The 22,392-nt window shown below is 65.5% G+C and carries 21 protein-coding genes; 14 read left to right on the top strand and 7 right to left on the bottom strand.

Features of this window, described 5'->3' with window-relative positions; translation table 11 throughout:
* Positions 1-4 precede the first annotated feature (4 nt).
* Positions 5-682 carry an endonuclease/exonuclease/phosphatase family protein gene (locus tag ASG79_RS09980; RefSeq protein ID WP_018769361.1) on the bottom strand — a complete coding sequence of 226 codons (678 nt, stop codon included), beginning with the start codon at positions 680-682 and terminating at the stop codon, positions 5-7.
* A 155-nt stretch (positions 683-837) separates the two neighbouring features.
* Between ASG79_RS09980 and ASG79_RS09975 the strand changes: the two genes are divergently transcribed.
* The 4 genes from ASG79_RS09975 (at position 838) to ASG79_RS09960 (ending at position 4,859) form a co-directional block, all read left to right on the top strand.
* Entirely contained in the window at positions 838-1,641 is an 804-nt protein-coding gene (locus tag ASG79_RS09975) for a thioesterase family protein (protein ID WP_018769360.1), read from the top strand.
* Positions 1,642-1,781: 140 nt separating this feature from the next.
* A complete protein-coding gene (locus ASG79_RS09970; RefSeq protein ID WP_018769359.1) occupies positions 1,782-2,324 on the top strand; it encodes a PadR family transcriptional regulator in 543 nt (180 codons plus the stop codon).
* A 4-nt stretch (positions 2,325-2,328) separates the two neighbouring features.
* On the top strand, positions 2,329-4,041 hold the full coding sequence (locus tag ASG79_RS09965; RefSeq protein ID WP_056390513.1) for an ABC1 kinase family protein: 1,713 nt from the start codon (positions 2,329-2,331) through the stop codon (positions 4,039-4,041).
* A gap of 68 nt (positions 4,042-4,109) precedes the next feature.
* The gene (locus ASG79_RS09960; RefSeq protein WP_056390510.1) at positions 4,110-4,859 is read left to right on the top strand and encodes a biotin/lipoate A/B protein ligase family protein; all 750 of its coding nucleotides are present in this window, start codon (positions 4,110-4,112) and stop codon (positions 4,857-4,859) included.
* A 39-nt stretch (positions 4,860-4,898) separates the two neighbouring features.
* Here the strand turns inward: ASG79_RS09960 and ASG79_RS09955 are convergent, their stop codons facing one another.
* Positions 4,899-5,156: a mycoredoxin gene (locus ASG79_RS09955; RefSeq protein WP_018769356.1), complete on the bottom strand. Its 258-nt coding sequence runs from the start codon at positions 5,154-5,156 to the stop codon at positions 4,899-4,901.
* 132 nt (positions 5,157-5,288) lie between these two features.
* On the opposite strand from ASG79_RS09955, the gene ASG79_RS09950 reads away from it, so the two are divergent.
* On the top strand, positions 5,289-6,050 hold the full coding sequence (locus ASG79_RS09950; protein ID WP_082581718.1) for an SOS response-associated peptidase: 762 nt from the start codon (positions 5,289-5,291) through the stop codon (positions 6,048-6,050).
* 95 nt (positions 6,051-6,145) lie between these two features.
* Here the strand turns inward: ASG79_RS09950 and ASG79_RS09945 are convergent, their stop codons facing one another.
* Positions 6,146-6,568, bottom strand: coding sequence for a VOC family protein (locus ASG79_RS09945; RefSeq protein WP_018769354.1), 423 nt, complete (start codon positions 6,566-6,568; stop codon positions 6,146-6,148).
* A gap of 16 nt (positions 6,569-6,584) precedes the next feature.
* Between ASG79_RS09945 and ASG79_RS09940 the strand changes: the two genes are divergently transcribed.
* Complete coding sequence (locus ASG79_RS09940) at positions 6,585-6,908, top strand: chorismate mutase (protein WP_043424939.1); 324 nt, start codon at positions 6,585-6,587, stop codon at positions 6,906-6,908.
* A 27-nt stretch (positions 6,909-6,935) separates the two neighbouring features.
* On the opposite strand, the gene ASG79_RS09935 is transcribed toward ASG79_RS09940, so the two are convergent.
* Positions 6,936-7,325 carry a hypothetical protein gene (locus ASG79_RS09935; RefSeq protein WP_018769352.1) on the bottom strand — a complete coding sequence of 130 codons (390 nt, stop codon included), beginning with the start codon at positions 7,323-7,325 and terminating at the stop codon, positions 6,936-6,938.
* A gap of 132 nt (positions 7,326-7,457) precedes the next feature.
* Here ASG79_RS09935 and ASG79_RS09930 point away from each other — a divergent pair, with 132 nt between their 5' ends.
* From ASG79_RS09930 to pdxS, 6 genes are all read left to right on the top strand, one after another.
* Entirely contained in the window at positions 7,458-7,808 is a 351-nt protein-coding gene (locus ASG79_RS09930) for a DUF6504 family protein (protein ID WP_018769351.1), read from the top strand.
* A gap of 19 nt (positions 7,809-7,827) precedes the next feature.
* Positions 7,828-11,319, top strand: coding sequence for a DNA polymerase III subunit alpha (locus ASG79_RS09925; protein WP_056390504.1), 3,492 nt, complete (start codon positions 7,828-7,830; stop codon positions 11,317-11,319).
* Between the two features lie 115 nt (positions 11,320-11,434).
* On the top strand, positions 11,435-13,444 hold the full coding sequence (gene thrS, locus ASG79_RS09920) for a threonine--tRNA ligase (protein ID WP_056390502.1): 2,010 nt from the start codon (positions 11,435-11,437) through the stop codon (positions 13,442-13,444).
* 17 nt (positions 13,445-13,461) lie between these two features.
* Positions 13,462-14,049 carry an HIT family protein gene (locus ASG79_RS09915; RefSeq protein WP_018769348.1) on the top strand — a complete coding sequence of 196 codons (588 nt, stop codon included), beginning with the start codon at positions 13,462-13,464 and terminating at the stop codon, positions 14,047-14,049.
* Positions 14,039-14,662: a phosphatidylinositol phosphate synthase gene (gene pgsA, locus ASG79_RS09910; RefSeq protein ID WP_018769347.1), complete on the top strand. Its 624-nt coding sequence runs from the start codon at positions 14,039-14,041 to the stop codon at positions 14,660-14,662. Before ASG79_RS09915 ends, pgsA begins: the two co-directional genes overlap by 11 nt.
* Positions 14,663-14,799: 137 nt before the next feature.
* The gene (gene pdxS, locus ASG79_RS09905) at positions 14,800-15,726 is read left to right on the top strand and encodes a pyridoxal 5'-phosphate synthase lyase subunit PdxS (protein WP_026265780.1); all 927 of its coding nucleotides are present in this window, start codon (positions 14,800-14,802) and stop codon (positions 15,724-15,726) included.
* A gap of 231 nt (positions 15,727-15,957) precedes the next feature.
* Here pdxS and ASG79_RS09900 read toward each other — a convergent pair whose 3' ends face one another.
* Positions 15,958-17,970 (bottom strand): M3 family metallopeptidase, encoded by a 2,013-nt coding sequence (locus ASG79_RS09900; protein WP_056390498.1) that lies wholly within the window; start codon positions 17,968-17,970, stop codon positions 15,958-15,960.
* 145 nt (positions 17,971-18,115) lie between these two features.
* On the opposite strand from ASG79_RS09900, the gene ASG79_RS09895 reads away from it, so the two are divergent.
* The gene (locus ASG79_RS09895; RefSeq protein ID WP_056390496.1) at positions 18,116-19,498 is read left to right on the top strand and encodes a hypothetical protein; all 1,383 of its coding nucleotides are present in this window, start codon (positions 18,116-18,118) and stop codon (positions 19,496-19,498) included.
* A 48-nt stretch (positions 19,499-19,546) separates the two neighbouring features.
* Here ASG79_RS09895 and ASG79_RS09890 read toward each other — a convergent pair whose 3' ends face one another.
* Together ASG79_RS09890 and ASG79_RS09885 are read right to left on the bottom strand one after the other, a co-directional pair.
* Entirely contained in the window at positions 19,547-20,302 is a 756-nt protein-coding gene (locus ASG79_RS09890) for a type 1 glutamine amidotransferase (protein WP_056390493.1), read from the bottom strand.
* Positions 20,299-21,591 carry a Mur ligase family protein gene (locus ASG79_RS09885; RefSeq protein ID WP_200953159.1) on the bottom strand — a complete coding sequence of 431 codons (1,293 nt, stop codon included), beginning with the start codon at positions 21,589-21,591 and terminating at the stop codon, positions 20,299-20,301. Before ASG79_RS09885 ends, ASG79_RS09890 begins: the two co-directional genes overlap by 4 nt.
* Before the next feature lie 90 nt (positions 21,592-21,681).
* Between ASG79_RS09885 and pdxT the strand changes: the two genes are divergently transcribed.
* On the top strand, positions 21,682-22,392 hold the full coding sequence (gene pdxT, locus ASG79_RS09880) for a pyridoxal 5'-phosphate synthase glutaminase subunit PdxT (RefSeq protein WP_056390487.1): 711 nt from the start codon (positions 21,682-21,684) through the stop codon (positions 22,390-22,392).

Genomic DNA, 22,392 nt, shown 5'->3' with positions numbered 1-22,392 from the left:
TCATTTAGTAGCCCTCGCCGTACTCGGCGGTCACCAGGATGGGCAGGTGGTCCGAGTTTCCGCGCGGCAGGGTTTCCACGCTGGTGATGTCCAGGCCCAGGGACGTGGCAAAGTCGAAATGACCCTTGAACACCTTGTACCTGGTGTAGGTCCGCCTGTTGCTCAGCGAGAGGGCGTACCCCGAGTTCTTCATATGCATGTCCAGGTTCTTGGTGAAGAACGGATAGTTGAAGTCGCCCACCATCAGGGTCATCAACCCCTTGCCCATGCTCAGCAGTTCGGCGTGGGCTGCGTGGATCTGCTTCCTGCGCAGCGAGTTCGATGCGGTCAGCGGGGCAGCGTGGAACGAGCCGATCACCAGTTCATGCTGGGTTTCGTTGTCCATCACCCGTGTTCCGATGAGCCGCTCATGGGCCGGGGCCAGCACCCGGTCATGCATGGATTTCTTTAAGGCGAAGGATTGCGTGTCCAATGCCGTGAACCGGGTGGTGCGGTAATAGATGGCCAGCCCCAGCCGGTTGCCCTTGGTGACGTCGGCCAGGTGCAGGGGACCAAGGGTCTCCGGAAGATCGCTGGAATCCACTTCCTGGAGGCACAGCGCATCGATGTCATGGTTCCGTGCCAGGGCAAGAAGCTCGCCGCTGGCCTTGTGCTTGCGGAGGTTATAGCTGATGACGCGCATGGAACCTCTTTTGGGTTGCTGACAGGACCAGTTCCTGAGTCTAGTCCGATTGGCACCCGCACCCTCCAACATTTCGTGGCCTTGCCGCAGCGTGCCTTCCACGGCAGGAGGATAGAGTTAGTGCCAATTCACTGAAATTCCGTAAGGGGCCAGCCTTGACTGCAGACCTGTCCGAACTCGCCGGGGGCAACTTCTACTACCAGGACCTTGGCGGCGGCCTGTTCCGGTCCACCATCCACGCCCAGGGCGCCTGGAACGCCCACGAACAGCACATGGCTCCCGCTTCCGGGTTGATGGCAGATGTCCTGGAACGGCACCAGCCGCGCGGGGACATGCGGATGGCCCGGATCAGCTACGAAATCCTTGGGCTGATTCCCGGCGGCGAGTTCCGCATTGACACCACCACCCTGCGGCCCGGCAGGACCATCGAACTGGTCCAGGCCGAGCTGGTGGCCGGGGGCCGGACCGCGATCCGTGCCACCGGCTGGCGCCTGCAGACCAGTGACACCGCAGGGGTGGCCGCCGTCGAGGACGCGGCGATACCGGGGCCCGATGAATGCAAACCCTATGACGGCTCCGCCGTGTGGCCCGGAGGCTACATCCGGTCCCTCGAAATGCGGGTGGCCGAAGGGCACCGGCCGGGCGCCGGGAAAGTATGGCTCCGCACCGACCATCCGCTGACCGACCGGGCGGACAGCGGTGACTTCCCGCGGCTCATGGGTCTGGTGGATACCGCCAACGGAATTGCCGCCCGGGTACCTCCGGGCAAGGACAGCTACGCGTTCCCCAACCTGGACCTGCAGATCCACATGTACCGCAGGCCCGAGGGGGAGTGGCTGGGGCTGGACAACGCGGTGTCGTTCGGCCGCGACGGGATCGGGCTGACCTCCACCGTGCTGCACGACCGGCAGGGCCCGTTCGGCCGCGCTGAACAAATCCTGACCCTGCGCAAATCCTGACCCTGCGCACGTCCTGACAGTACGCGGGCGGTGGCCGGCTGCTGGGTGTCCGCGGGCAGCATCCTTGCTCCTGGTATGGTGCGCGGCGTATATCGCTGAGTATCGTTGTATATCGTTCGCGATCGGCAAAGGAGTTCATCATGCGTGCTTCACACCCCACAGGGGGATTCGGCGGAAACAATCTGGACGGCATGTGGCAGGCCGTGGAGGAATTGCGCGCCCGTTTCGACAAACGGGTGGGAACCCGCGCCGGGAAGGGAGAGGTGCGGGCAGCGGTGCTGGCACTGCTCGCGGAACGGCCCATGCATGGGTACCAGATCATCCGGGAGATCGAGGAGCGCAGCGGCGGCAGCTGGAAACCGAGCGCGGGTTCTGTCTACCCCACGCTGCAGCTGCTGGCCGATGAAGGGTCCATCAGCGCCGAGGAATCCAACGGGCGGAAGATCTACTCGCTGACCGAAGCCGGCCGTGAGGAGGTGGCGGCCCAGCGGGGATCTGCGCCATGGGATCCGGCGGCCTCCATGGGCGGAGGCGGCATCGCTTCCCTTCCCAAGGCCGGGATTGAACTGGCCCAGGCTGCGGCGCAGGTAGGCCGAACCGGTTCAGCGGAACAGGTGCAGCAGGCAGTGGCGGTGCTGGACGAGGCCCGCCGCCGGCTCTACGCCATCCTCGCCCGGGACTGATCGGGTGTCGTCGATCCTCCATGCCAGGGACGACCCGCAGCGCCCGTTGAGGCAGCACCGCGGGCGCTACCGGCGGATCCTGCGCTTCGCCGCCTGGAACCTTGCAACCACGTGGTGGTTTGAGCTGTTCCTGCCGCGGATAGGGCTTGGTGGCGTCGCCGCCCGGACGCGCTCCCGGAGGATGCGGCAGTTTGCCCGGCGGTTCCATGATCTGGCCGTGGAACTCGGGGGCCTGATGATCAAGGTGGGCCAGTTCCTGTCCTCCCGGCTCGACGTCCTACCTCCGGAGATCACCAAAGAGCTCGAAGGGCTGCAGGACGAGGTGCCGCCGGTGGCCTTCCCGGGAATCGCCGCCCTGGCGGGACATGAACTGGGTGCACCGCCGGACCAGGTTTTCGCCTCCGTGGACGAGTCTCCGATTGCAGCCGCCTCGCTGGGACAGGCCCACCGGGCCCGCCTGAACCCGATGGATGCCGGGGACACTGGACTGGATGCCGTGGTCCTGAAAGTTCAGCGTCCGGGCATCGGCGCCATCGTCGACGTCGACCTTGCCGCGCTGCGGAAAGTGGCCGGCTGGCTCAGCCACGTCCGGCTCGTCTCCCGCCGCGCCGACATGCGGGCCCTGGTAGAGGAATTCGCCATGATCAGCCTGCAGGAGATTGATTACCTGCAGGAGGCAGTCAACGCCGAGCGCTTTGCGGCTGACTTTGCCGGTGATGACCGGGTGGCGGTACCGGAAGTTGTCTGGGAACGGACAACCCGCCGTGTACTCACCCTTGAGGATGTCACGGCCATCAAGATCACCGATGCCCGTGCGCTCCGTGCCGCGGGCATCGATCCCGCCACGGTGGCCCCGGTGTTTGCCGCCATCATGTTCGACCAGCTGTTCACCAACGGCTTCTTCCATGCGGACCCGCACCCTGGGAACATTTTCGTCACTCCCGTCCGTGCAGGCGCAGGCGAACGCCCCTGGAAACTGACGTTCATTGACTTCGGCATGATGGGCGAGGTTACCCCCTCCACGCGCAGCGGCCTGCGGAAGCTCCTGATCGCAGCAGCCGCCCGCGACGGCAAGGGACTCGTGGCGGCGATCAACGACGTCGGCGTCCTGATGCCGTCGGCGGACAGCGTGGGCCTGGAACGCGCCATGACCCAGCTCTTTGCCCGCTTCGGCGGCATGGGCTTTGCCGAGCTCCGCGAAGTCGACCCCCGGGAGTTCCGGGATTTCGCGGTGGAGTTCGGCGACGTGGTCCGCTCGCTGCCGTTCCAGCTGCCGGAGAATTTCCTGCTGATCATTCGAGCCATGTCCCTGACCTCCGGTGTGTGCAGCGCGCTGGATGAACGTTTCAACCTCTGGGACTCGGTGGAACCCTACGCGGCGCAGCTGCTGCGCGACGAGCGCGGCAACGTGGTGCAGGACGTGGCCCGGCAGGCGCTCGATGCCGCCGGTATTGCCTTGCGCCTGCCCGGCAGGCTGGACGCGCTGGCCGGCCGGCTTGAGGAGGGGTCGCTGGAGGTGGCTGTTCCGCGGCTGGAGCGGCAGGCGGCGCGGCTGGAACGGGCGGGACGGCGCGCGGCCTCCGCCGTGGTTTTCGGTGCCCTGCTGGTGTCCGGCGCCATCGTCCGCGCCGACGACCTGGCGGCCGGGAACGCGCTGATGGCTGCGTCGTCCCTTCCGCTGCTGCACGCACTGTGGGCCGGGCGCCGGGTTCGTTAAGGCGGTTGCCGCCGTCGGGCGTAACCTAGGGATGGCCTGCCCGCACCCGACCCAGGAGTTTCGCAACAATGCACCACACCGGTACTGGACTCCGCACGCTTACCGTGGTGCGGCAGGACGTGTCCCTCGGCGCGGGCCGTGACCTTGAATTCGGCCTGGAGCTGCTGGCCAGGGCAAGGAGCGGCGGCATCGGCCCCACCCTGCGGCTGTACCGGCCGGCTCCCACTGTGGCGTTCGGGCAGCGGGACACCCGCCTGCCCGGCTTTGACGCCGCCGCCCGTGCCTGCCGGGACAACGGCTTCGAACCCCTGGTCCGGCGGGCGGGGGGACGCGCGGCCGCCTACCACCGTGGCACCCTTGTGGTGGACCATATCGAACCGGACGCGGACGCCGTCGCCGGTTCCAAAACCAGGTTCGGTTACTTCGGTGAGCTCTTTGCGCAGGCGCTGCGGGGCGTTGGGGTGCAGGCGGCGGTGGGGGAAATCCCAGGCGAGTACTGTCCCGGTGAATTCAGCGTGCATGGAACGGATCCAGCGGACAACTCCCGGCGGGTGAAACTGGTGGGTACCGCGCAGCGTGTGGTCTCGGGTGGCTGGCTCTTCAGCTCCGTCATCGTGGTGGAGGATTCCGCCCCGATCCGCAAGGTCCTCACCGACAGCTATGCCGCGCTCGGCCTGAACTGGGACCCGGCAACCGCCGGTGCCGCCAACGACCTGGTGCCCGGCCTTGACGTGGCAGCCGTTGAGCGGTCCCTGCTGGAAACATATGCGAGCCATGCCACCCTGGAAACTGCTTCCTTCAGCAGCCTGGGGGCATGACCCGCACTAAAGTTGCGGCGATGCCGCGTCTTGGGCCGGTCAGGCAGCCAGCCGGCTCTTGACCTCGGCAGCAGACGGGTTGGTGGCTGCGGAGCCGTCCGGGAAAAGCACTGTGGGAACCGTACGGTTGCCCCCGTTCAGCTGCTCCACGAGTTCGGCAGTGCCGTCCACCTCTTCGATGTTGACTTCCGTGTAGCCGATGCCCTGCGCGTCCAGCTGCTTCTTGAGCCGGTTGCAGTAGCCGCACCAGGTGGTGGAGAACATGGTGATGGTGCCGGATTCGGGAGTGAAGTCCACAGGGATCTCCTATACGTCGCTTGAAAGGTTTCCTTACCGTCAACCGTAGCGTGGCTGCCGGTATTCCCCGGTGCCTGACGCCTGGAACGGCGCCGGATGACAGTTTGTGGCGGCCGGTGGCAAGCTGGTGCCATGTGTGGACGCTACGTAATGGCACGCGCCGTGGGGGACCTGCTGGCTGAGTTCGATGCCGAGCTGGAGAGCGAGGTGAGCATCCCGCCGTCGTGGAACGTGGCACCCACCGATGCCGTCCCCATCGTGCTGGAGCGCCTGGTGGATGACAGTGCCGCGCCCCGGCAGGTGCGCCAGCTGCACGTGGCACGCTGGGGCATGGTCCCGTCCTGGGCCAAGGACCCCGGAATCGGTTCCCGCATGATCAACGCCCGGAGCGAATCGGTGCTGGAGAAGCCGGCGTTCCGGAAGGCAGTCCAGTCCCGCCGCTGCGCGGTCCCGGCCGATGGCTACTACGAATGGAAGCAGGGACCTGGGAAGTCGAAGCAGCCCTACTACGTGCACCCGGGCACGGACCACGGGCTGGTCTTCGCCGGCCTCTACGAGTGGTGGAAGGACCCCTCCGTTCCCGAAGGGGATCCGGGCCGCTGGCTGCTCTCAACGTCCATCCTCACGGCAGACACGCCTCCGCCGGGGTCTGAATCCACCATCTTCGGGAAGCTGACGGAGCTGCACGACCGCGTCCCCCTGCCCATGGACAGGGACACCATGGAGGCATGGCTGGATCCGCAGGCGGATGACGCCGCCGGACTCGTGGACCTGGTGCGGTCCGGCGTCAAGAATGCCGCGGCCGACTGGCGGGTGGAGTCGGTGGGCAAGGAAGTGGGCAATGTCCGCAACAACGGCCCCGAACTGATCCGCCCGGTCGAAGCCCTGTTCTAGCTGCCCTGTTCCAGCGCCCTGTTCTAGCGGCCTGTTTTCCCAGCCCTGTTTTTCAGCCCAGCTCCAGCAGCCGCACCTCATGGTGAGGCCGGGGATCAGACGGTGACCCTGCCGGCGTCGTCCACTGCCCAGGTGGGGTTGTACGCCACTTCCCAGCGGAACCCGTCGGGGTCGGCAAAATAGCCCGTGTAGCCGCCCCACGGCTGGGTGACCGGCTCGGCAATGATGTCAGCGCCGGCCTCCGCGGCCTCTTCCATGACCCTGTCCACGTCCCCGGGACCGGCGACGTTGTGGCTGAGGGTGATGCAGGGGATGCCGGCGGGAGGGCTGGTGCCCGCTTCGGCCTGCATTTGGCGGACGTCCCACAGGGACAGCACCAGGCCGTGGTTCACCTGGATGAACAGCACTTCCCCGGCAACCTCACGGTGGACCGGCCAGCCAAGGCCATCAACGTAGAAGTCGCGGGATGCCTGAACATTGCGGACTCCGAGGGAGATAAAGTCGACTCTTGGCTCCATGCTTCGATACTGTCAGATGATGGCGACAATTCAAGGAAACGATAGGGATGCCCGGGCCGACAAGGAACAGCTCGCTGCCGTTCGGGTTGCCGTTGATGAGGTGGATGAACAGATTGTCACCCTCATTGCCCGCCGCGAACGGCTGATCAGGATCGCCGGGACCCTCAAGGGTGATGACGCAGAGGTGCGTGCCCCGGGCCGGGTGGAGCGGATCATCGAGCACGTCCGGTCCGCCGCAGAGAAAAAGGACATCGATCCGGACATCGTCGAAGCAACCTACCGGGCGATGATCTCCGCGTTTATTGAACTTGAACTGCGGATCCACAAAGAAAACAGCTGACCTGTTCCGGGGGCTGGCGGAGGAGCCCTAAAGGGCTTCCTCCACCGGCACCCCGTGCTGGAACTCCCGGCCGTCCGCCTCACTGAAGGCTGACAGGACATGGCCCTGCCCCAGCCCGGTCAAGGCCGTCGCGGGAAAGCTCCCGGTAATGCTGTTGTCCGAGTGGGACACTCCCGACAGGTCGTAGTCTTCCTCGATTCCCTGGTCCCGGTTGAACGAGTAGCAGGCGATTGCCTCCCCGTTCATGAACTCAATGCACAGCCGTCGTTGCATGGAATAATCCGGCGAGGCTCCCATCAGGCCCACCACATAGGCCCCGGAGTCCGGAATGGTGCCGTCGATGTCGAACCGTGCAACCAGGGTGGAGTCCTGGGTCTTGATGCTTGCCTGCTTCAGGAGTGCGTCATCGGTACTCATGCCATCATCCTGCTCCCTGCCGCACGCTCCGTCCACCCCCGCCTATGTTTTGCTGCCTCCCCGGCGTAGACTGGATTCGTTCGAATACATATTCGAATAAGGGTCAAAATCTGCAGCTGCAGGGAGGCGCACGTGGGCATGTTCAGCGAGTCCGTTGACGTGGTGTGCTCCGCTTCCGGGCAGCCGGAATCCCTGACGTGGGCAGGAACGTCATACATCGTCTGTGCCGAACCTGTCCGCTGGTATGAACGCCGGCAATGGTGGGCAGAGGATACCCGGGCTCCGCTGGGAAGCGGACCGGGCGTGGTGGACCACGAAATCTGGCGGGTCCAGGTACTGCCTGCCAAAGTGGCGTCCCGCCCGATGGGGCCAGGAGAACCTGCCGTTGCCGAACCCCTCACCCTTGACCTGACCCGCCATATCCGCAGTGGCCGTTGGCGGCTGCTGCGGATCCATGACGGCCTTCGCCCCAAAACCGCATGAATCCCCACCTCCCATCACCATGAGCTTTACCCACCTCCACGTTTCCACGGCATTTAGTGCCCACTACGGTGTCTCCTGGCCTGAAGAGCTGGCAATGGCGGCCGCAGCCGACGGCGCAACGGCCCTTGCCTGCACCGACCGGGACGGGCTGTACGGCACCATCAAGCACCTCAAGGCCTGCATGGCGGCGGGCATCGACCCCATAGTGGGGGTGGACCTTGCAGTATTTGACGACGACGGCGATCACCGCACACAGGTATCCGGCAGGGTGGTGGTGCTGGCCCGCGGCCACAACAACGGTGCCGGGTACCGTGCGCTGTGCCGGCTGGTTTCCGATTCCCACGCCAGGACCTCGGGGAAAGCCGGGGGAGCGGTGCCCGCCGCGGTCACCCGTGCCGAACTCGCCTCCCGCACCCTTGACCCCCAGACCCTCAAGCCGGTGCTGACCGTCCTGATTGGACCGGATTCCGACGTCGGACGGGCCATGGGTGGCCGGCGCTACCTGCGTCCACGGACCCTGTTCAAGCAATGGCTGGATGCCATGCCCGCTGGAACGGTCGTGGCGGAAATTGTCTCCCAGCTCAGCGCTCCGGGGACTCCCTTCAGCACCGCACATGCAGTCCGCATGCTCAGGCTCGCAGAGGAACACCACGTACCCGCCATCCTCACCAACGCCGTCAGGTACTGTGCCGCAGACGGCGCACCAACCGCCGACGTCCTGGATTCTGCCCGGACCCTGAAGTCCCTTCCGGAACTTGCAGGTGAACCGCTCCTGCAGCCCACCGGGCAGGGCTGGCTGAAAACCTCCGAACAAATGCTGGGACTGGGAAAGGAAATCATTTCCGCTGCCGGTTACGGTGCAGCAGACCTCAAACAGCTGATGGCGCAAACAGAGGCGCTCGCCGACCTCTGCCGGATCGACCCCAGCACCGATATGGGGTGGAAGCAGCCAGTGGTTCCGGAAGCATCGGTTATTGGGATCAGCCAGGATCCGCACGCCGAACTGATCCAGCGCTGCCATGCGGGAATCGGCAGGCGTTTCCCGGGGATCTCAGGAAAACCCGAACAGGAGATGCTGTCCCGGCTGGAGCATGAGCTTGGCATCATCCGGAACCTGGGTTTCTCCGCCTATTTCCTGACGGTGGCGGAGGTATCCCGCATGATCCAGGACATGGGGGTCCGGGCGGCCGCCAGGGGCTCAGGAGCCTCAAGCCTGGTCAACTACCTGATCGAGGTCAGCCATGTGAATCCCCTCCAGCATGACCTGATCTTTGAACGTTTCCTTTCCAACGACCGGGCCACCCTCCCTGACATTGACATCGATGTGGAAAGCGCGGAACGCCACAACGTGTACCACAGGATTTTTGACCGGTTCGGCCCGGAGCGCGTCACCCTGATGAGCATGCAGAACGGGTACCGGGCCCGGGGGGCGGTTCGCGACGCCGGGCTGGCGCTGGGCATGGACGACGGCGAGGTGGGGGAGATCGCCAAGCAGTTGTGGCGCTTCTCCGCCCGGAAGTTCCGTGAAGCACTGCAGGAAAAGCCCGAACTCCGGGAGTTCGCTGGCCGGGTGGAGCAGCGCGACACGGACGGGAACCAGCAGCTTGACCTCCTGGTGGACCTGACCGAACGCCTGGACCGGCTGCCCCGCCACATCTCCATGCACCCGTGCGGAGTGATCCTGGGCGATGCCACACTCCTGGACCGCACCCCGGTCCAGCCAAGCGGCCTGGGGCTGCCCATGAGCCAGTTCGACAAGCACGACATGGACCCCATGGGCATGCTCAAACTCGATGTCCTGGGGGTGCGCATGCAAAGCGCCATGGCCTTCGCAGTCCGGGAGATCATCCGCATCCACCCCAGCAAGAAGGACGTGGTGGAGGCAGGAAGGCACCCGGCAGGACCTGACGGAACAGGCCCTGACTACATCGCCGGGGACGGCCGGATCGACCTCAACGCCGTTCCCCTCGACGACGAACCGACATACCAGCTGATCAGGAGCACGCACACCCTGGGCTGCTTCCAGATTGAATCCCCGGGGCAGCGGGAGCTGATTGGAAAGATGGCACCCCGGGAGTTCAACGACCTCATCATCGATATTTCACTGTTCCGTCCCGGCCCCATGAAATCCGACATGGTGCGGCCCTTCCTGGAACACCGGCACGGGTTCGCCCCTGAGGTCTACCCCCACCCGGACCTTAAACCGGTGCTGCAGGAAACCCATGGGGTCACGGTGTTCCACGAACAGATCCTGAAAACCCTCGACATCATGACCGGCTGCGGGCTTGCCAAAGCCGACGAGTTCCGCAGGGCGCTGAGCAGCGACGACGGTGAAGCCAGGGTGGAGGAATACTTCCGGCGCAATGCAAAAACCAGGGGATACACCCCCGAAGTAGTGGACAAGGTATGGGGGACATTGAAGTCGTTCGCCAGTTTCGGCTTCTGCAAAGCCCACGGTGCTGCCTTCGCCGTCCCCACCTACCAGTCCGCCTGGCTTAAGACACACCACCCGGAAGCCTTCCTTGCCGGCTTATGGGAGCACGACCCCGGGATGTATCCCAAACGGCTGCTGGTGGCCGAAGCCCGCAGGCTCGGGATACCCATCCTTCCGCTGGACATCAACCGGAGCAAAGCTGAATACCGGGTGGAGCGGATCGAGTCCGGCCAGGACGCCGGCAGGCTGGGGATCCGGCTCAGCCTGAACGGGATCTACGGGCTGTCCGCAGCCGAATTGAAGCGGATAGTGGCAGGCCAGCCATATGACTCACTGGCAGACCTCCGCGCGCGCTCGCGGCTCAGCAAGCCAAGCATCAGGCGGCTCGCCCAGCTGGGAGCCTTTGATGCCCTGCACCGGGAAGCCGGGGGAACAGCCAACCGGGCCGACCTGGTGCAGCACCTGCAGCAGCTCCAGTCGGCCACTGGCGCGCGCAAAGGCGCCGACATCCTGGAGGGACAGCTGTCCCTACCCTTGGGCGATATTGAACTGCGCAACATCAAGCCCGGGCTTCCAGCCCCAACGCTGGTGGAAAACGTCCGGGCGGAACTGGACCTCATGGCCGTCGATGTCAGCACCCATCTGATGGAAAGCCACCGTCCCCTGCTGGAAAAGCTGGGCGTCACCACAGCCGATAAACTCCTCAGCCTGCGCAACGGGACCGAAGTGCTGGTGGCCGGGGTGCGGGTGGCAACCCAGACCCCTCCCATGCGCGGCGGACGGAGGGTGGTGTTCATCAGCATCGACGACGGCACCGGCTGCGTTGATTCGGTCTTCTTCCACGAAGCCCAGGAAAGTGCAGGGCCACTCCTGTTCGGCACCCGCCTGCTGCTGATCCGCGGCACCACCCGAAGGACCGGCCCCCGGGGGATCAGCCTGAGCGCAAGCATGGCCTGGGACCTCAGCCGCACCGAGACGCTGCCCTTCCCCGAGTCCTCGCCGGCGGCTGCCCAGGACGGCCCGCATCCCCTGGACGGCATCAGCAGGACGCTGGCGATTACCGGCTTTAACGGGTGAGCGTGCTGTGCGCCGCGTTGGTGGGCTCAACCGGAACCGATAGCATTGACGGTGGCTGGCTGTGGTCCCCGTATGCCACAAGCTATGAAGCCTCAACTTTGAATAGGAGACACCCGTGTCAGATGCCCAGCAGATCACCCTTCTCGTCGATGGCGAAGAGACCAAGGTGACTACCGGGACAACCGGTGCGGAACTCTTCTTTGAGCGCCGTGATGTTGTTGTGGCCCGCGTCAACGGCGAGCTGAAGGACCTGGACCAGGAACTGCCCGAAGGCGCCGAGGTGGAAGGCGTAACCATTGATTCGCCCGACGGCCTGAACGTCCTGCGCCACTCCACCGCCCACGTGATGGCACAGGCAGTGCAGCAGCTGCGCCCCGACGCCAAACTCGGCATTGGCCCCTACATCACCGACGGTTTCTACTTCGATTTCGACGTCGCCGAGCCTTTCACCCCCGAGGATCTCAAGACCCTCGAAAAGATGATGCTCAAGATCGTCAACCAGAACCAGAAATTCGTCCGCCGCGTGGTCAGCGAGGACGAGGCCCGCGAAGCCATGAAGAACGAGCCCTACAAGATCGAACTGCTCGGCAAGAAGAACGACGCTGCCGAGGCAGGCGAGGGCGTGAACGTCGAGGTCGGCGCCGGTGACATCACCATCTACGACAACGTGGAGCGCAAGGAAGGCACCACCGTCTGGTGTGACCTCTGCCGCGGCCCGCACCTGCCCAACACCAAGATGATCTCCAACGCCTTCGCGCTGACCCGTTCGTCGTCGGCGTACTGGCTGGGCAACCAGAAAAACCAGCAGCTGCAGCGCATCTACGGAACCGCGTGGCCCACCAAGGAAGCGCTGAAGGCATACCAGGAGCGCATTGCCGAGGCCGAACGCCGCGACCACCGCAAGCTCGGCTCGGAACTCGACCTCTTCTCCTTCCCGGACGAACTGGGCTCCGGGCTGCCCGTCTTCCACCCCAAGGGCGGCATCATCCGCAAGGAGATGGAGGACTACTCCCGCCAGCGCCACGTCGAGGCCGGCTACGAGTTCGTCTACACCCCCCACATCACCAAGGGCCACCTCTACGAGGTCTCCGGCCACCTGGACTGGTACAAGGACGGCATGTTCCCCGCCATGCACGTGGACGCCGAACTCAACGAGGACGGCACCGTGCGCAAGCCCGGCCAGGACTACTACCTGAAGCCGATGAACTGCCCCATGCACAACCTCATCTTCCGCTCCCGCGGCCGGTCCTACCGTGAACTGCCCCTCCGGCTGTTTGAATTCGGATCGGTCTACCGCTACGAGAAATCCGGCGTGGTCCACGGCCTCACCCGCGTCCGTGGAATGACACAGGACGACGCCCACATCTACTGCACCCGCGAGCAGATGAAGGACGAACTCACCAAGACCCTGACCTTTGTCCTGGACCTGCTCAAGGACTACGGCCTGAACGACTTCTACCTGGAGCTGTCCACCAAGGACCCGGAGAAATACGTGGGCGACGACGCCACCTGGGAGGAAGCCACCAGGACCCTTGCCGAGGTGGCGCAGGAGTCCGGGCTGGAGCTGGTGCCCGATCCGGGCGGAGCGGCGTTCTACGGCCCCAAGATTTCCGTGCAGGCCAAGGATGCGCTGGGCCGCACCTGGCAGATGTCCACCATCCAGCTGGACTTCAACCTGCCCGAACGGTTCGAGCTGGAATTCCAGGCCGCCGACGGCAGCCGGCAGCGGCCGGTGATGATCCACCGTGCGCTCTTCGGCTCGGTGGAGCGGTTCATGGGCGTCCTCACCGAGCACTACGCCGGCGCGTTCCCCGCGTGGCTGGCTCCGGTCCAGGTGGTGGGCATCCCCGTGGCGGAGGCGTTCAACGAGTACATGTTCGACGTCGTCGACCAGCTTAAGGCCGAGGGCATCCGCGCCGAGGTGGATACGTCCTCGGACCGGTTCCCCAAGAAGATCCGCACCGCCAGCAAGGACAAGATCCCGTTCGTGCTGATCGCCGGCGGCGACGACGCGGAGGCCGGCGCCGTTTCCTTCCGTTTCCGCGACGGCAGCCAGGACAACGGCGTGCCCGTGTCGGAAGCGGTCAAGCGGATCACCGACGCCGTCCGCAACCGGACCAGCTAGCGAACGGAAGCAGCACAGTGCAGGAGAACACAGGCGCAGGATATCCAGGCGATGCCGGCGTTACCGACGACTTCGCCCTCGCCGGTGTCCCCGACGCCTTCCAGCGCCTGTGGACTCCGCACCGGATGGCCTACATCAAGGGCGGGCAGCACCAGTTCAAGAATGAGAACGACTGCCCGTTCTGCGTGGGCCCCGCCCGCACCGACGAAGAGGCGCTCATCGTCTACCGCGGCCGGACCTGCTACGTGGTGCTGAACCTGTTCCCCTACAATCCCGGGCACCTTCTGGTGTGTCCGTACCGGCATATTCCGGACTACACGGACCTCACGGTCGAAGAAACCGCCGAGTTTGCCGACCTAACCCAGACGGCAATGCGGGTCCTGCGCAAGGTGTCCAATCCCGGCGGCTTCAACCTGGGCATGAACCAAGGGGTTGTGGGCGGAGCCGGCATCTCGGCGCACCTGCACCAGCACATCGTTCCGCGGTGGGGCGGGGACGGCAATTTCTTCCCCATCATCGCCCAAACCAAGGCCATCACCCAGACCCTTGACGAGGTCCGGAGACAAGTGGCCGAAGCCTGGCCCGGGGAGTCGGATGCTGAATAGGCATGCCCGCGGTTTTTTCACCGCACTGTTCACCCCGCTGGCCCGCTGGCTCCTGAAGATCGGTGTCTCCCCGGATGCGGTAACCATCCTCGGAACTGCAGGTGTTGCGGCCGGAAGCCTGGGCTTCTACCCGCTGGGGCAGCTCTTCTGGGGCACGCTCTTCATCACTGCCTTCATCTTCTCGGACGTCCTGGACGGCATCATGGCCCGGATGCAGGGCGTTAAGAGCCGCTGGGGGAACTTCCTCGACTCCACCCTGGACCGGGTTGCCGACGGTGCCCTCTTCGCCGGGGTGTCCGTCTGGTTCTTCACCGGCGGCAACAACATGGCCATCGCCGTGGCCGCCCTGCTCTGCCTTGTCCTGGGCATGGTTGTCTCCTACGCCCGGGCGAAGGCGGAGTCGCTGGGCTTCACGGCCAACGTGGGGATCGCCGAGCGGGCGGAACGCCTGGTATCCATCCTGGTGGTGACCGGCCTGACCGGCCTGGGCCTCCCGCCGGTGGTGCTCCTGGTCACACTGGTCCTCCTGGCGGCGGCCAGCCTCATCACCGTCGTTCAGCGCGTCATCTCGGTACGCCGGCAGGCATTGGCAGAGCCCACGCCCGCAGATTAGACATGATTAAGCCTGCCGTGCGGCGGGGGACTAGTATATAAGTGCCCGGTCAAGCGACCCGGCAATCCGTGCGTGCACCTCCGGCAGCTGCCGCCGCATGCCCGGCGAAGATCATCTGTCTACCCATAGGGGTTTTTGTGTCTACACCTGATGTAAGCAACGAGGCCGGTTCGTCCGCGAACAGCGTCACGGGCAGCAGCCGCGTGAAGCGTGGCATGGCCGAGATGCTCAAGGGCGGCGTCATCATGGACGTCGTCAACGTCGAGCAGGCCCGCATCGCCGAAGACGCCGGTGCCGTGGCAGTCATGGCGCTGGAGCGTGTTCCGGCCGATATCCGTGCCCAGGGCGGCGTGTCCCGCATGTCCGATCCCGACATGATCGACCAGATCATTGATGCCGTGTCCATCCCGGTCATGGCCAAGGCCCGCATCGGCCACTTTGTCGAGGCCCAGGTCCTGCAGTCCCTTGGTGTCGACTACATCGACGAGTCCGAGGTCCTGACCCCCGCCGACTACATCAACCACATCGACAAGTGGAACTTCAAGGTTCCCTTCGTCTGTGGCGCCACCAACCTCGGTGAGGCCCTGCGCCGCATCAACGAGGGCGCGGCCATGATCCGCTCCAAGGGCGAAGCCGGCACCGGCGACGTCTCCAACGCCACCGGACACATGCGCAAGATCCGCTCCGAGATCGCCCGGCTGTCCTCCCTGCCCGAGGACGAGCTCTACGTCGCGGCCAAGGAACTGCAGGCCCCATATGAACTGGTCAAGGAAGTTGCCGCCGCCGGCAAGCTGCCCGTCGTCCTGTTCACCGCCGGCGGCATCGCCACCCCCGCTGACGCGGCCATGATGATGCAGCTCGGTGCCGACGGCGTCTTCGTCGGCTCCGGCATCTTCAAGTCCGGCAACCCCGCCCAGCGCGCGGCCGCCGTCGTCAAGGCCACCACCTTCTTCGACGACCCCGACGTCATCGCCAAGGCCTCCCGCGGCCTCGGCGAAGCCATGGTGGGCATCAACGTCGACGAGATCCCCCAGCCGCACCGCCTCGCCGAACGCGGCTGGTAACACCCTCCTCGCGTCCTCTTTGGGCGCCTGGCGGCGCTGATCCTCTGCACGCTATTCCCCGCGCCTCGTTTGGCGGCTTTGTCGCTGGTCGGGGCGCGGGGCCCCTTTTACGCGTGCTGCCGGATCACCCCCGCCTGTCGCTGGTGGTCGCCTCACCTAAGTAATGACGACGCCGGTTCCTCACCTTCTTTCGGTGGGGGACCGGCGTCGTACTTCTTTAAGGTCAGGGGGTTACTCCAGGCCGCGGCGCCTTAGCAGGGGGTCCAGCTGTGCGTCGCGGCCCCTCACGATGCGGAACGATTCCAGCGGGTCGCGGCTGTTGCCCCGGGAGAGCAACTCCTGCCGGAAGCGTTCGCCGTTCGCCCTGGTTAGGCCGCCGTTCTCCTTGAACCAGTCAACGGTCTCTGCGTCCAATACTTCGCTCCAGATATAGGAGTAGTAGCCCGCCGCGTATCCGTCCCCGGCGAAGATGTGCTGGAAGTACCCGGTGCGGTACCGGGGCGGAATCAGGCGATGGGCGATCCCGGCGGAAGCCAGGGCCTTGGCCTCAAACTCCAGCACATCGTCAGGGGCACCGCCCGGTTCCAGCACATGCCACGCCAGGTCAAGAAGGGCAGCTCCCAGGTATTCGGTGGTGGCGAATCCCTCGCCCCAGAGCCGGGATTCCTCCAGCCGGTCCACGATGTCCTGCGGCAGCGGCTCGCCGGTGATGTGGTGGCGTGCGTAGTTGGACACTACATCCGGCCACATGATCCACATTTCGTTCACCTGCGACGGGTACTCCACGAAATCCCGCGGCACCGCGGTGCCTGAAAAGCGCGGATAGGTAACGCTCGACAACAGGCCGTGCAGCGCGTGGCCGAACTCGTGGAAAAGGGTCCGCAGTTCGTCCAGGGTGAGAAGCGTCGGTTCACCCGCGGGCGGCTTGGAAATATTCAGGGTATTGATCACCACGGGCCGGGTGCCCAGCAGCGCCGATTGGTCCACGAGCGAGTTCATCCAGGCCCCGCCGCGCTTCGATTCGCGCGCGTAGTAGTCGCCCAGGAACAGCCCCAGGACGGAGCCGTCCTCGTTGCGGACCTCCCAGATACGCACGTCAGGGTGGTAGCCGTGGAGGTCGGTCCGCTCGTGGAAGGTGATGCCGTACAGGGATGTGGCCGCAAAAAACACGCCGTCGTTAATGGTGCGGTTGAGTTCAAAGTACGGCCGGAGTGCCTGTTCGTCGACGTCGTACTTTTCCCGCCGCACCTTGGCCGAGTAGTAGGCCCAGTCCCACGCTTCCAGCGGCTGGCCGGCAACCCCGGCCAGCGCCGCCGCCTCGGCGTCGGCGTTGCGGATGGCGGCCGGTGCCATCCGGCCCAGCATGGTCCGGACCGCTTCGAAGTCCGGCGCCGTCTGCCGGTCAACCACAAGTTCGGCATAGTTGGCGAACCCCAGCAGACGTGCCTTCTCCGCCCTCAGCCCGGCCATGTCCCGGGCCAGGTCCAGGACATCCAGGCTGCCGCCGTCACTGCCCCTCGCCACGGAGGCTTCGAACAGGCGACGGCGGACGTCACGGTTCTCGAGTGCGGCGAGGGCAGGCTGGTTGCCGGGCTGGATCAGGGTGAGCAGGTATTTGCCGTCGTGTCCGGCGGCGCGGGCTGCAACCGCTGCGCTGGCGACGTCATCGGCCGGCAGCCCCGCCAGGTCGCCCGCGTCATCCAGCAGCAGTGCGGCGGACTTCATTCCTTCCTTGACCCGCTGGCCGAACTCGGTGCCCAGGCGCGCCAGTTCGGCGTTGATGGCGCGCAGCCGCTCCTGGCCCGGCGCATCCAGCTGGATGCCTGACTGGCGGAACTCTTTGAGGTATTCCTCCACCAGGCGGGCCGACTCGGGATCGCAAGTGTCCGTATCGATGGCGGCGAAGCGTTCGAACAAGGCCCTGTTGAGGTACACCTCGTCCTGGTGGGCCTGGAAGCGCGGGGACAGTTCTGTCTCCAGCTCCCGGATTTCCTGCGACGCATCTGCCGACACCAGGGTGAAGAACGCCGCGGCTGACCGGTTCAGCAACTGCCCGGAACGTTCCATGGCCAGGGCCGTGTTCTCGAATGTCGCGGGCTGGGCGTTGCCGGCGATGGCCCCGATCTCGTCCAGGTGCGCGGACAACCCTGCGTTGATGGCTTCACGGTACTGCTCCACGGCGATGGTTTGGAACGGTGGAAGGCCGTAGGGCAGGGGACTGGCGGAAAGGAGCGGGTTCGTCATGGGGTAAACCTTTCACAGCGGGGCACGCTTCTCAATCGGGGGATGGAGGATGCGCTCCCAGCCTGTGTCCCTACAATTGCCGCTATGGGGCCCGGCACGGGCCGCATTCGACGCGACCTGCATGGCACGCGCAAAAGGCAGGGCAATGACGAAGGGACCGTGGCCCATGACCAAGGTTGGCAGCAGGCCCGGGACCGACTTCCTGGGCATTCCGTTCCGATGGCTGGGGCCCGGCGCCATCATGGTGCTGGTGGCGGTGTACGGCGTCTTCTGGTTACTGGCACGCCCTGCCGGCGAACCTGTCCTGGGGCATGTTGGGCAGCTCTTCGGTGGCGAGTCCGTCTTGTTGTATTCGATCGCGCTGGTCCTGGTCAGCACCCTCCCCCACGTCGAGCCGATTTTTGGTGGCATTGACCACGCCGCCATTTGGCACCGCAGGGCGGCGATTACGGCAACCATCCTGTTGCTGCCGCATATTGAACTTGCCGCCAATCCGGGAGCAACCAGCCTGGGCAAGACGTTGGCAGTGGTTGCCATCAGCGGCCTGGCCGCGTTGGTGGTGTGGGCAGTCCTGCCGCGCTGGCGGACGATGCTTCCCGCACCTCTCCGCCGCCTGGTCCTGGCATCTCTTGGAACCCAGCCGGTCCAAATGGCGGCCCGCGTGCTGGGTGGCTACGAGCGGTGGCGGGGCTTCCACCGGCTGACCGGCTTGTTCCTGGCCGCCGGCTTCCTGCACGGCCTGCTCGACGCCAGCGCGTTTGAGGCCGTGCCCGCGCTCCGGTGGAGTTACGTGGTTATCGGCGGGACGGGACTGGGGTTCTACGCCTACCGCGAGCTGCTGTCGCGGCATTTCCTGCCGCACCACGACTACCAGGTTGCGTCCGTCCGGCCCGTTGCGCCGGACCTGGTGGAAGTGGCGCTCCGTCCCCTGGGCCGGCCGCTGGATTTCAGGCCGGGCCAGTTCGCCATGGTCTACCTGGAAACAGCAGAGGGCTGGCAGCGGCACCCATTCTCCATCTCGGGACCGGCAGAGGAAGGTGGAATCAGCATCACGGTCAAGGCGCTGGGCGACCATACAGCCAGGCTTCCGGACGTGGTCCAGCCGGGGATGCCGGCCGTGGTCGGTGGGCCCTACGGACGCTTTGACCGGCACCGCGGCACGTCCCATCAGGCCTGGATCGCCGGCGGTGTGGGAATCACGCCCTTCCTCAGCTGGCTGCGGTCACTGGACGGGGAGCTCCACGAAGACGTCCACTTCTTCGTGACCTCGGCAGGTCCGTCGCCCTTTGCCGACGAGATCACTGCCGCCGCCTGGAATCAGCCACGGCTCACGGTCCATCTGGTGGACACCGAGGCGGATGGCCGGCTCACCCCGGAGGCAGTCCTGGCCGCAGTGGGAACCGAACCACGCCAGCTGTCGGTTTTCATGGGCGGACCGGATCCCATGCTGCGGCAGTTCCGCAAAGCCTTCCGGGCCGCCGGAGTCCGCCGGGCCAACATCCACCGGGAGTACTTCCAGTGGCGTTGACCGGGATGCCGCACCTCTGCCGGTAACCCGGGTCAGTAGTCTTTTTGGTCAGCGCGGCCGGCGGGCAGCGTGCTCCCGGGCCAGGACGGCATAGGTGTCGTCCGGGTTGCCGGGGGAGAAGCTGCCGAACTTGCGCTCCGCTGCGGTGCGGATGAGGAAGTCGGCGATGGCGGGGTTCTTCGGCAGCAGCGAGCCGTGCAGGTAGCTGGCCACGATGTTGCGGTAGCGGGCCCCTTCATGGCCGTCGTTGCTGTTGTTGCCCGTTCCCTTGGCTACGGTACCGAGTGGCCGCACACCGCTGCCCAGCGTGGTTTGGCCGCTGTGGTTTTCGTAGCCGAGGACGTCGCCGAACTCATTGGTTGAGACTTTGACGTTGCCGATCAGGCGCTCATCGGTGCCGTGGGTTTCCACGTCCAGGATGCCGATGCCCGGGATGACAGCGCCGGTGCGGGTTTTGAAGAACCGGCCAAAAAGCTGGTAGAGGCCGCAAATGACCAGCATCGGCGCACCATCCTCGGCCAGCTCCTTGAGCTGGCCGGCCCGGGCCTGCAGGTCGTCCTGGATCACCAGTTGCCCGCTGTCCTGCCCGCCGCCGCCGACAATGATGTCCACGCCCTCGGGAAAAGGATCGCCCACGTTGTATTCGAGCAGTTCAGGGGTGTACCCGTGCCAGGAAATGCGGCGCTGCAGGACCAGGGCATTGCCCCAGTCGCCGTAGATGTTCATGTCGCGCGGGTACAGCTGCACCACCCGGAGGGTGCCCTTGGACTGGCCGCCAGCCGTCGCTGCTTCTGCAGGATTCACGAGACAACCTCCACGGTGGTGATTTTGGACAGCTCGCGGCGGATGGCCAGCATAGCGGTGTAGGTGCAGAAAATCCGTTTGGGCTTGCCCTGGCCTTCCCGGATAAAGGCTGCCAGGGCGGCCGGGATGTCGGTCTGCACCGCTCCGACCTGGACGTCGTCGTACTGGAGCCGCAGCGCCATGTCGTAGGCGCGCGACCCGCTTATCATTTCCACCCCCGCCCCGCGCAGGGAATCAAATTCCACGTCCCACAGCCAGGACATGTCCCGCCCGTCTGCGTAGTTGTCGTTGATGGCGATCATGGTGGCGTACCCGGCGGCGGGGAAGGATTTCAGTCCCAGCCGGAAACCGCTGGGGTTCTTCACCAGTACCAGGTCCAGCGGCTGGCCGTCCACGGTGAGGCTTTCGCCGCGGCCGAAGGCCGGCGCCACCCGGGACAGCGCGTCCAGCAAAGTGGCGTGGTCGGCGGTGGCGGCGCCACCGCCGCAGATGCTGCGGGCCAGCGTCAGCGCAGCAGCCGCGTTAAAGATGTTGTAGACGCCGCGCAGCTTCATCGCCGTGGTGACCGTCCCGCCGTCGTACTCAAACTCGGCGCTGTCCGCGCCCACTTTGCGGAGCACGACGTCGGCTGCCGGCTTTTCCGGCAGGCCCGCCGGCGCTGGGCTCCCCGGAGCGGCACGCATGTCGTCGTCATTGGGAAAGGTGCCCAGCAGGGAGTCGTCAAGGCCGAAGTACTTGACCTCCTGGCCGGTCAGTGTTTCCGCGATCCTGGCAACGCGGGGGTCCTCGCGGTTCAGGACCACGGTTCCTGTGGTCTTGGAAGCGATGTGCTGCAGGAGCTGTGCCGTTTTGTCGATCTCGCCGAAACGGTCCAGTTGGTCACGCAGAACGTTCAGCAGGAGGCAGTAGCGGGGCGGGACGCTGTTCACGAAATGGACCGCATGGGCTTCGTCCAGTTCCAGCACCGCGACGTCCGCATCCAGCCTGCCGCGCCAGTCCACCTCGCCGAGGAGGGCCGCCGCCACGCCCCGGGTGAAGTTGCTGCCGGTCCGGTTCGTGAAGACCTTCAGGCCCTGGCTCTCCAGCAGTTCGACCACCATCTTGGTGGTGGTCGTCTTGCCGTTGGTACCGCTGACCACCGCCACACCATGGGGCAGCGTGGTGAGTGTCCGCCGCATGAAGCCGGGATCGATTTTCTCGACCACCAGTCCTGGAAGTGCGGACCCGCCGCCCCGCAGCCGGGACACCCTGCGGACCAGCTTGCCGAGCGGAACACTGAAGAAGACCATGTTTTGAATATATCCCAGCAGCGGCATGCAACCTTTGCCGGGGCCTCCGAGTGGCAGCAGCCATGGAGGGAGGGCCCGTATGCTGGAGGGATGACGAATCCCCCCTCTGCTGCTCCTGCGCGCGTGGGCTCAGGCCTGCGGATCGGCGTCCTGGCCCTCCAGGGAGACTTCCGCGAACACCTCCGCGCCGCCGAAGCCACCGGCGCGCAGGGCGTGGCTGTCCGCCGCCCGGAGGAGCTGGACGGCCTGGACGGCCTTATCATTCCCGGTGGCGAATCCACCACCATCGACAAGCTGGCGAGGGCCTTCGACCTTGCAGACCCGCTCCGGAAGTACATCGCCGAGGGACTGCCGGTCTATGGCTCCTGCGCAGGGATGATCCTGCTTGCCTCGGACATCGCCGATCCTGCCACCGATCTTTCGGGCGCCCCCCAGCAGACGTTCGGCGGCCTGGACATCACCGTCCGCCGCAACGCCTTTGGCCGGCAGCGCGAGTCCTTCGAAACCGATCTGGAGTTCAAGGGCCTGGAATTCAGCGCCACGGAATCAGGCGTGGCACCCGTGCACGCTGTCTTCATCCGCGGTCCGTGGGTGGAGCGGGTCGGTGCGGACGTGGAGGTCCTGGCGAAGGTGGAACCGGCGGACCCCGGCCAGGCGTCCCACGCCGCAGCGCTGCCCGGGACGGCTAGAATTGTCGCAGTGCGTTCCGGCCAGCTGCTGGCCACCTCCTTCCACCCGGAAGTGACCGGCGAGAAACGCGTACACGAACTTTTTATCCGCATGATCAGAGGAGAAGCGTAA

The sequence above is a fragment of the Arthrobacter sp. Soil761 genome (genome assembly GCF_001428325.1).
Classification (GTDB): domain Bacteria; phylum Actinomycetota; class Actinomycetes; order Actinomycetales; family Micrococcaceae; genus Arthrobacter.
The sequence above is the reverse complement of the archived record's forward strand: the minus strand, read 5'-3'. Positions and strand labels throughout refer to the sequence as shown.

What these genes read in the sequence shown, in the direction of transcription:
- ASG79_RS09895 (WP_056390496.1), top strand. Translation starts at nt 18,116, where the DNA reads ATGACGAAGGGACCGTGGCCCATGACCAAGGTTGGCAGCAGGCCCGGG.
- ASG79_RS09980 (WP_018769361.1), bottom strand. Translation starts at nt 682, where the DNA reads ATGCGCGTCATCAGCTATAACCTCCGCAAGCACAAGGCCAGCGGCGAG.
- ASG79_RS09960 (WP_056390510.1), top strand. Translation starts at nt 4,110, where the DNA reads ATGCACCACACCGGTACTGGACTCCGCACGCTTACCGTGGTGCGGCAG.
- ASG79_RS09970 (WP_018769359.1), top strand. Translation starts at nt 1,782, where the DNA reads ATGCGTGCTTCACACCCCACAGGGGGATTCGGCGGAAACAATCTGGAC.
- ASG79_RS09950 (WP_082581718.1), top strand. Translation starts at nt 5,289, where the DNA reads ATGTGTGGACGCTACGTAATGGCACGCGCCGTGGGGGACCTGCTGGCT.
- ASG79_RS09900 (WP_056390498.1), bottom strand. Translation starts at nt 17,970, where the DNA reads ATGACGAACCCGCTCCTTTCCGCCAGTCCCCTGCCCTACGGCCTTCCA.
- ASG79_RS09935 (WP_018769352.1), bottom strand. Translation starts at nt 7,325, where the DNA reads ATGAGTACCGATGACGCACTCCTGAAGCAGGCAAGCATCAAGACCCAG.
- pgsA (WP_018769347.1), top strand. Translation starts at nt 14,039, where the DNA reads ATGCTGAATAGGCATGCCCGCGGTTTTTTCACCGCACTGTTCACCCCG.
- ASG79_RS09945 (WP_018769354.1), bottom strand. Translation starts at nt 6,568, where the DNA reads ATGGAGCCAAGAGTCGACTTTATCTCCCTCGGAGTCCGCAATGTTCAG.
- ASG79_RS09925 (WP_056390504.1), top strand. Translation starts at nt 7,828, where the DNA reads ATGAGCTTTACCCACCTCCACGTTTCCACGGCATTTAGTGCCCACTAC.
- ASG79_RS09885 (WP_200953159.1), bottom strand. Translation starts at nt 21,591, where the DNA reads ATGGTCTTCTTCAGTGTTCCGCTCGGCAAGCTGGTCCGCAGGGTGTCC.
- ASG79_RS09940 (WP_043424939.1), top strand. Translation starts at nt 6,585, where the DNA reads ATGATGGCGACAATTCAAGGAAACGATAGGGATGCCCGGGCCGACAAG.
- pdxT (WP_056390487.1), top strand. Translation starts at nt 21,682, where the DNA reads ATGACGAATCCCCCCTCTGCTGCTCCTGCGCGCGTGGGCTCAGGCCTG.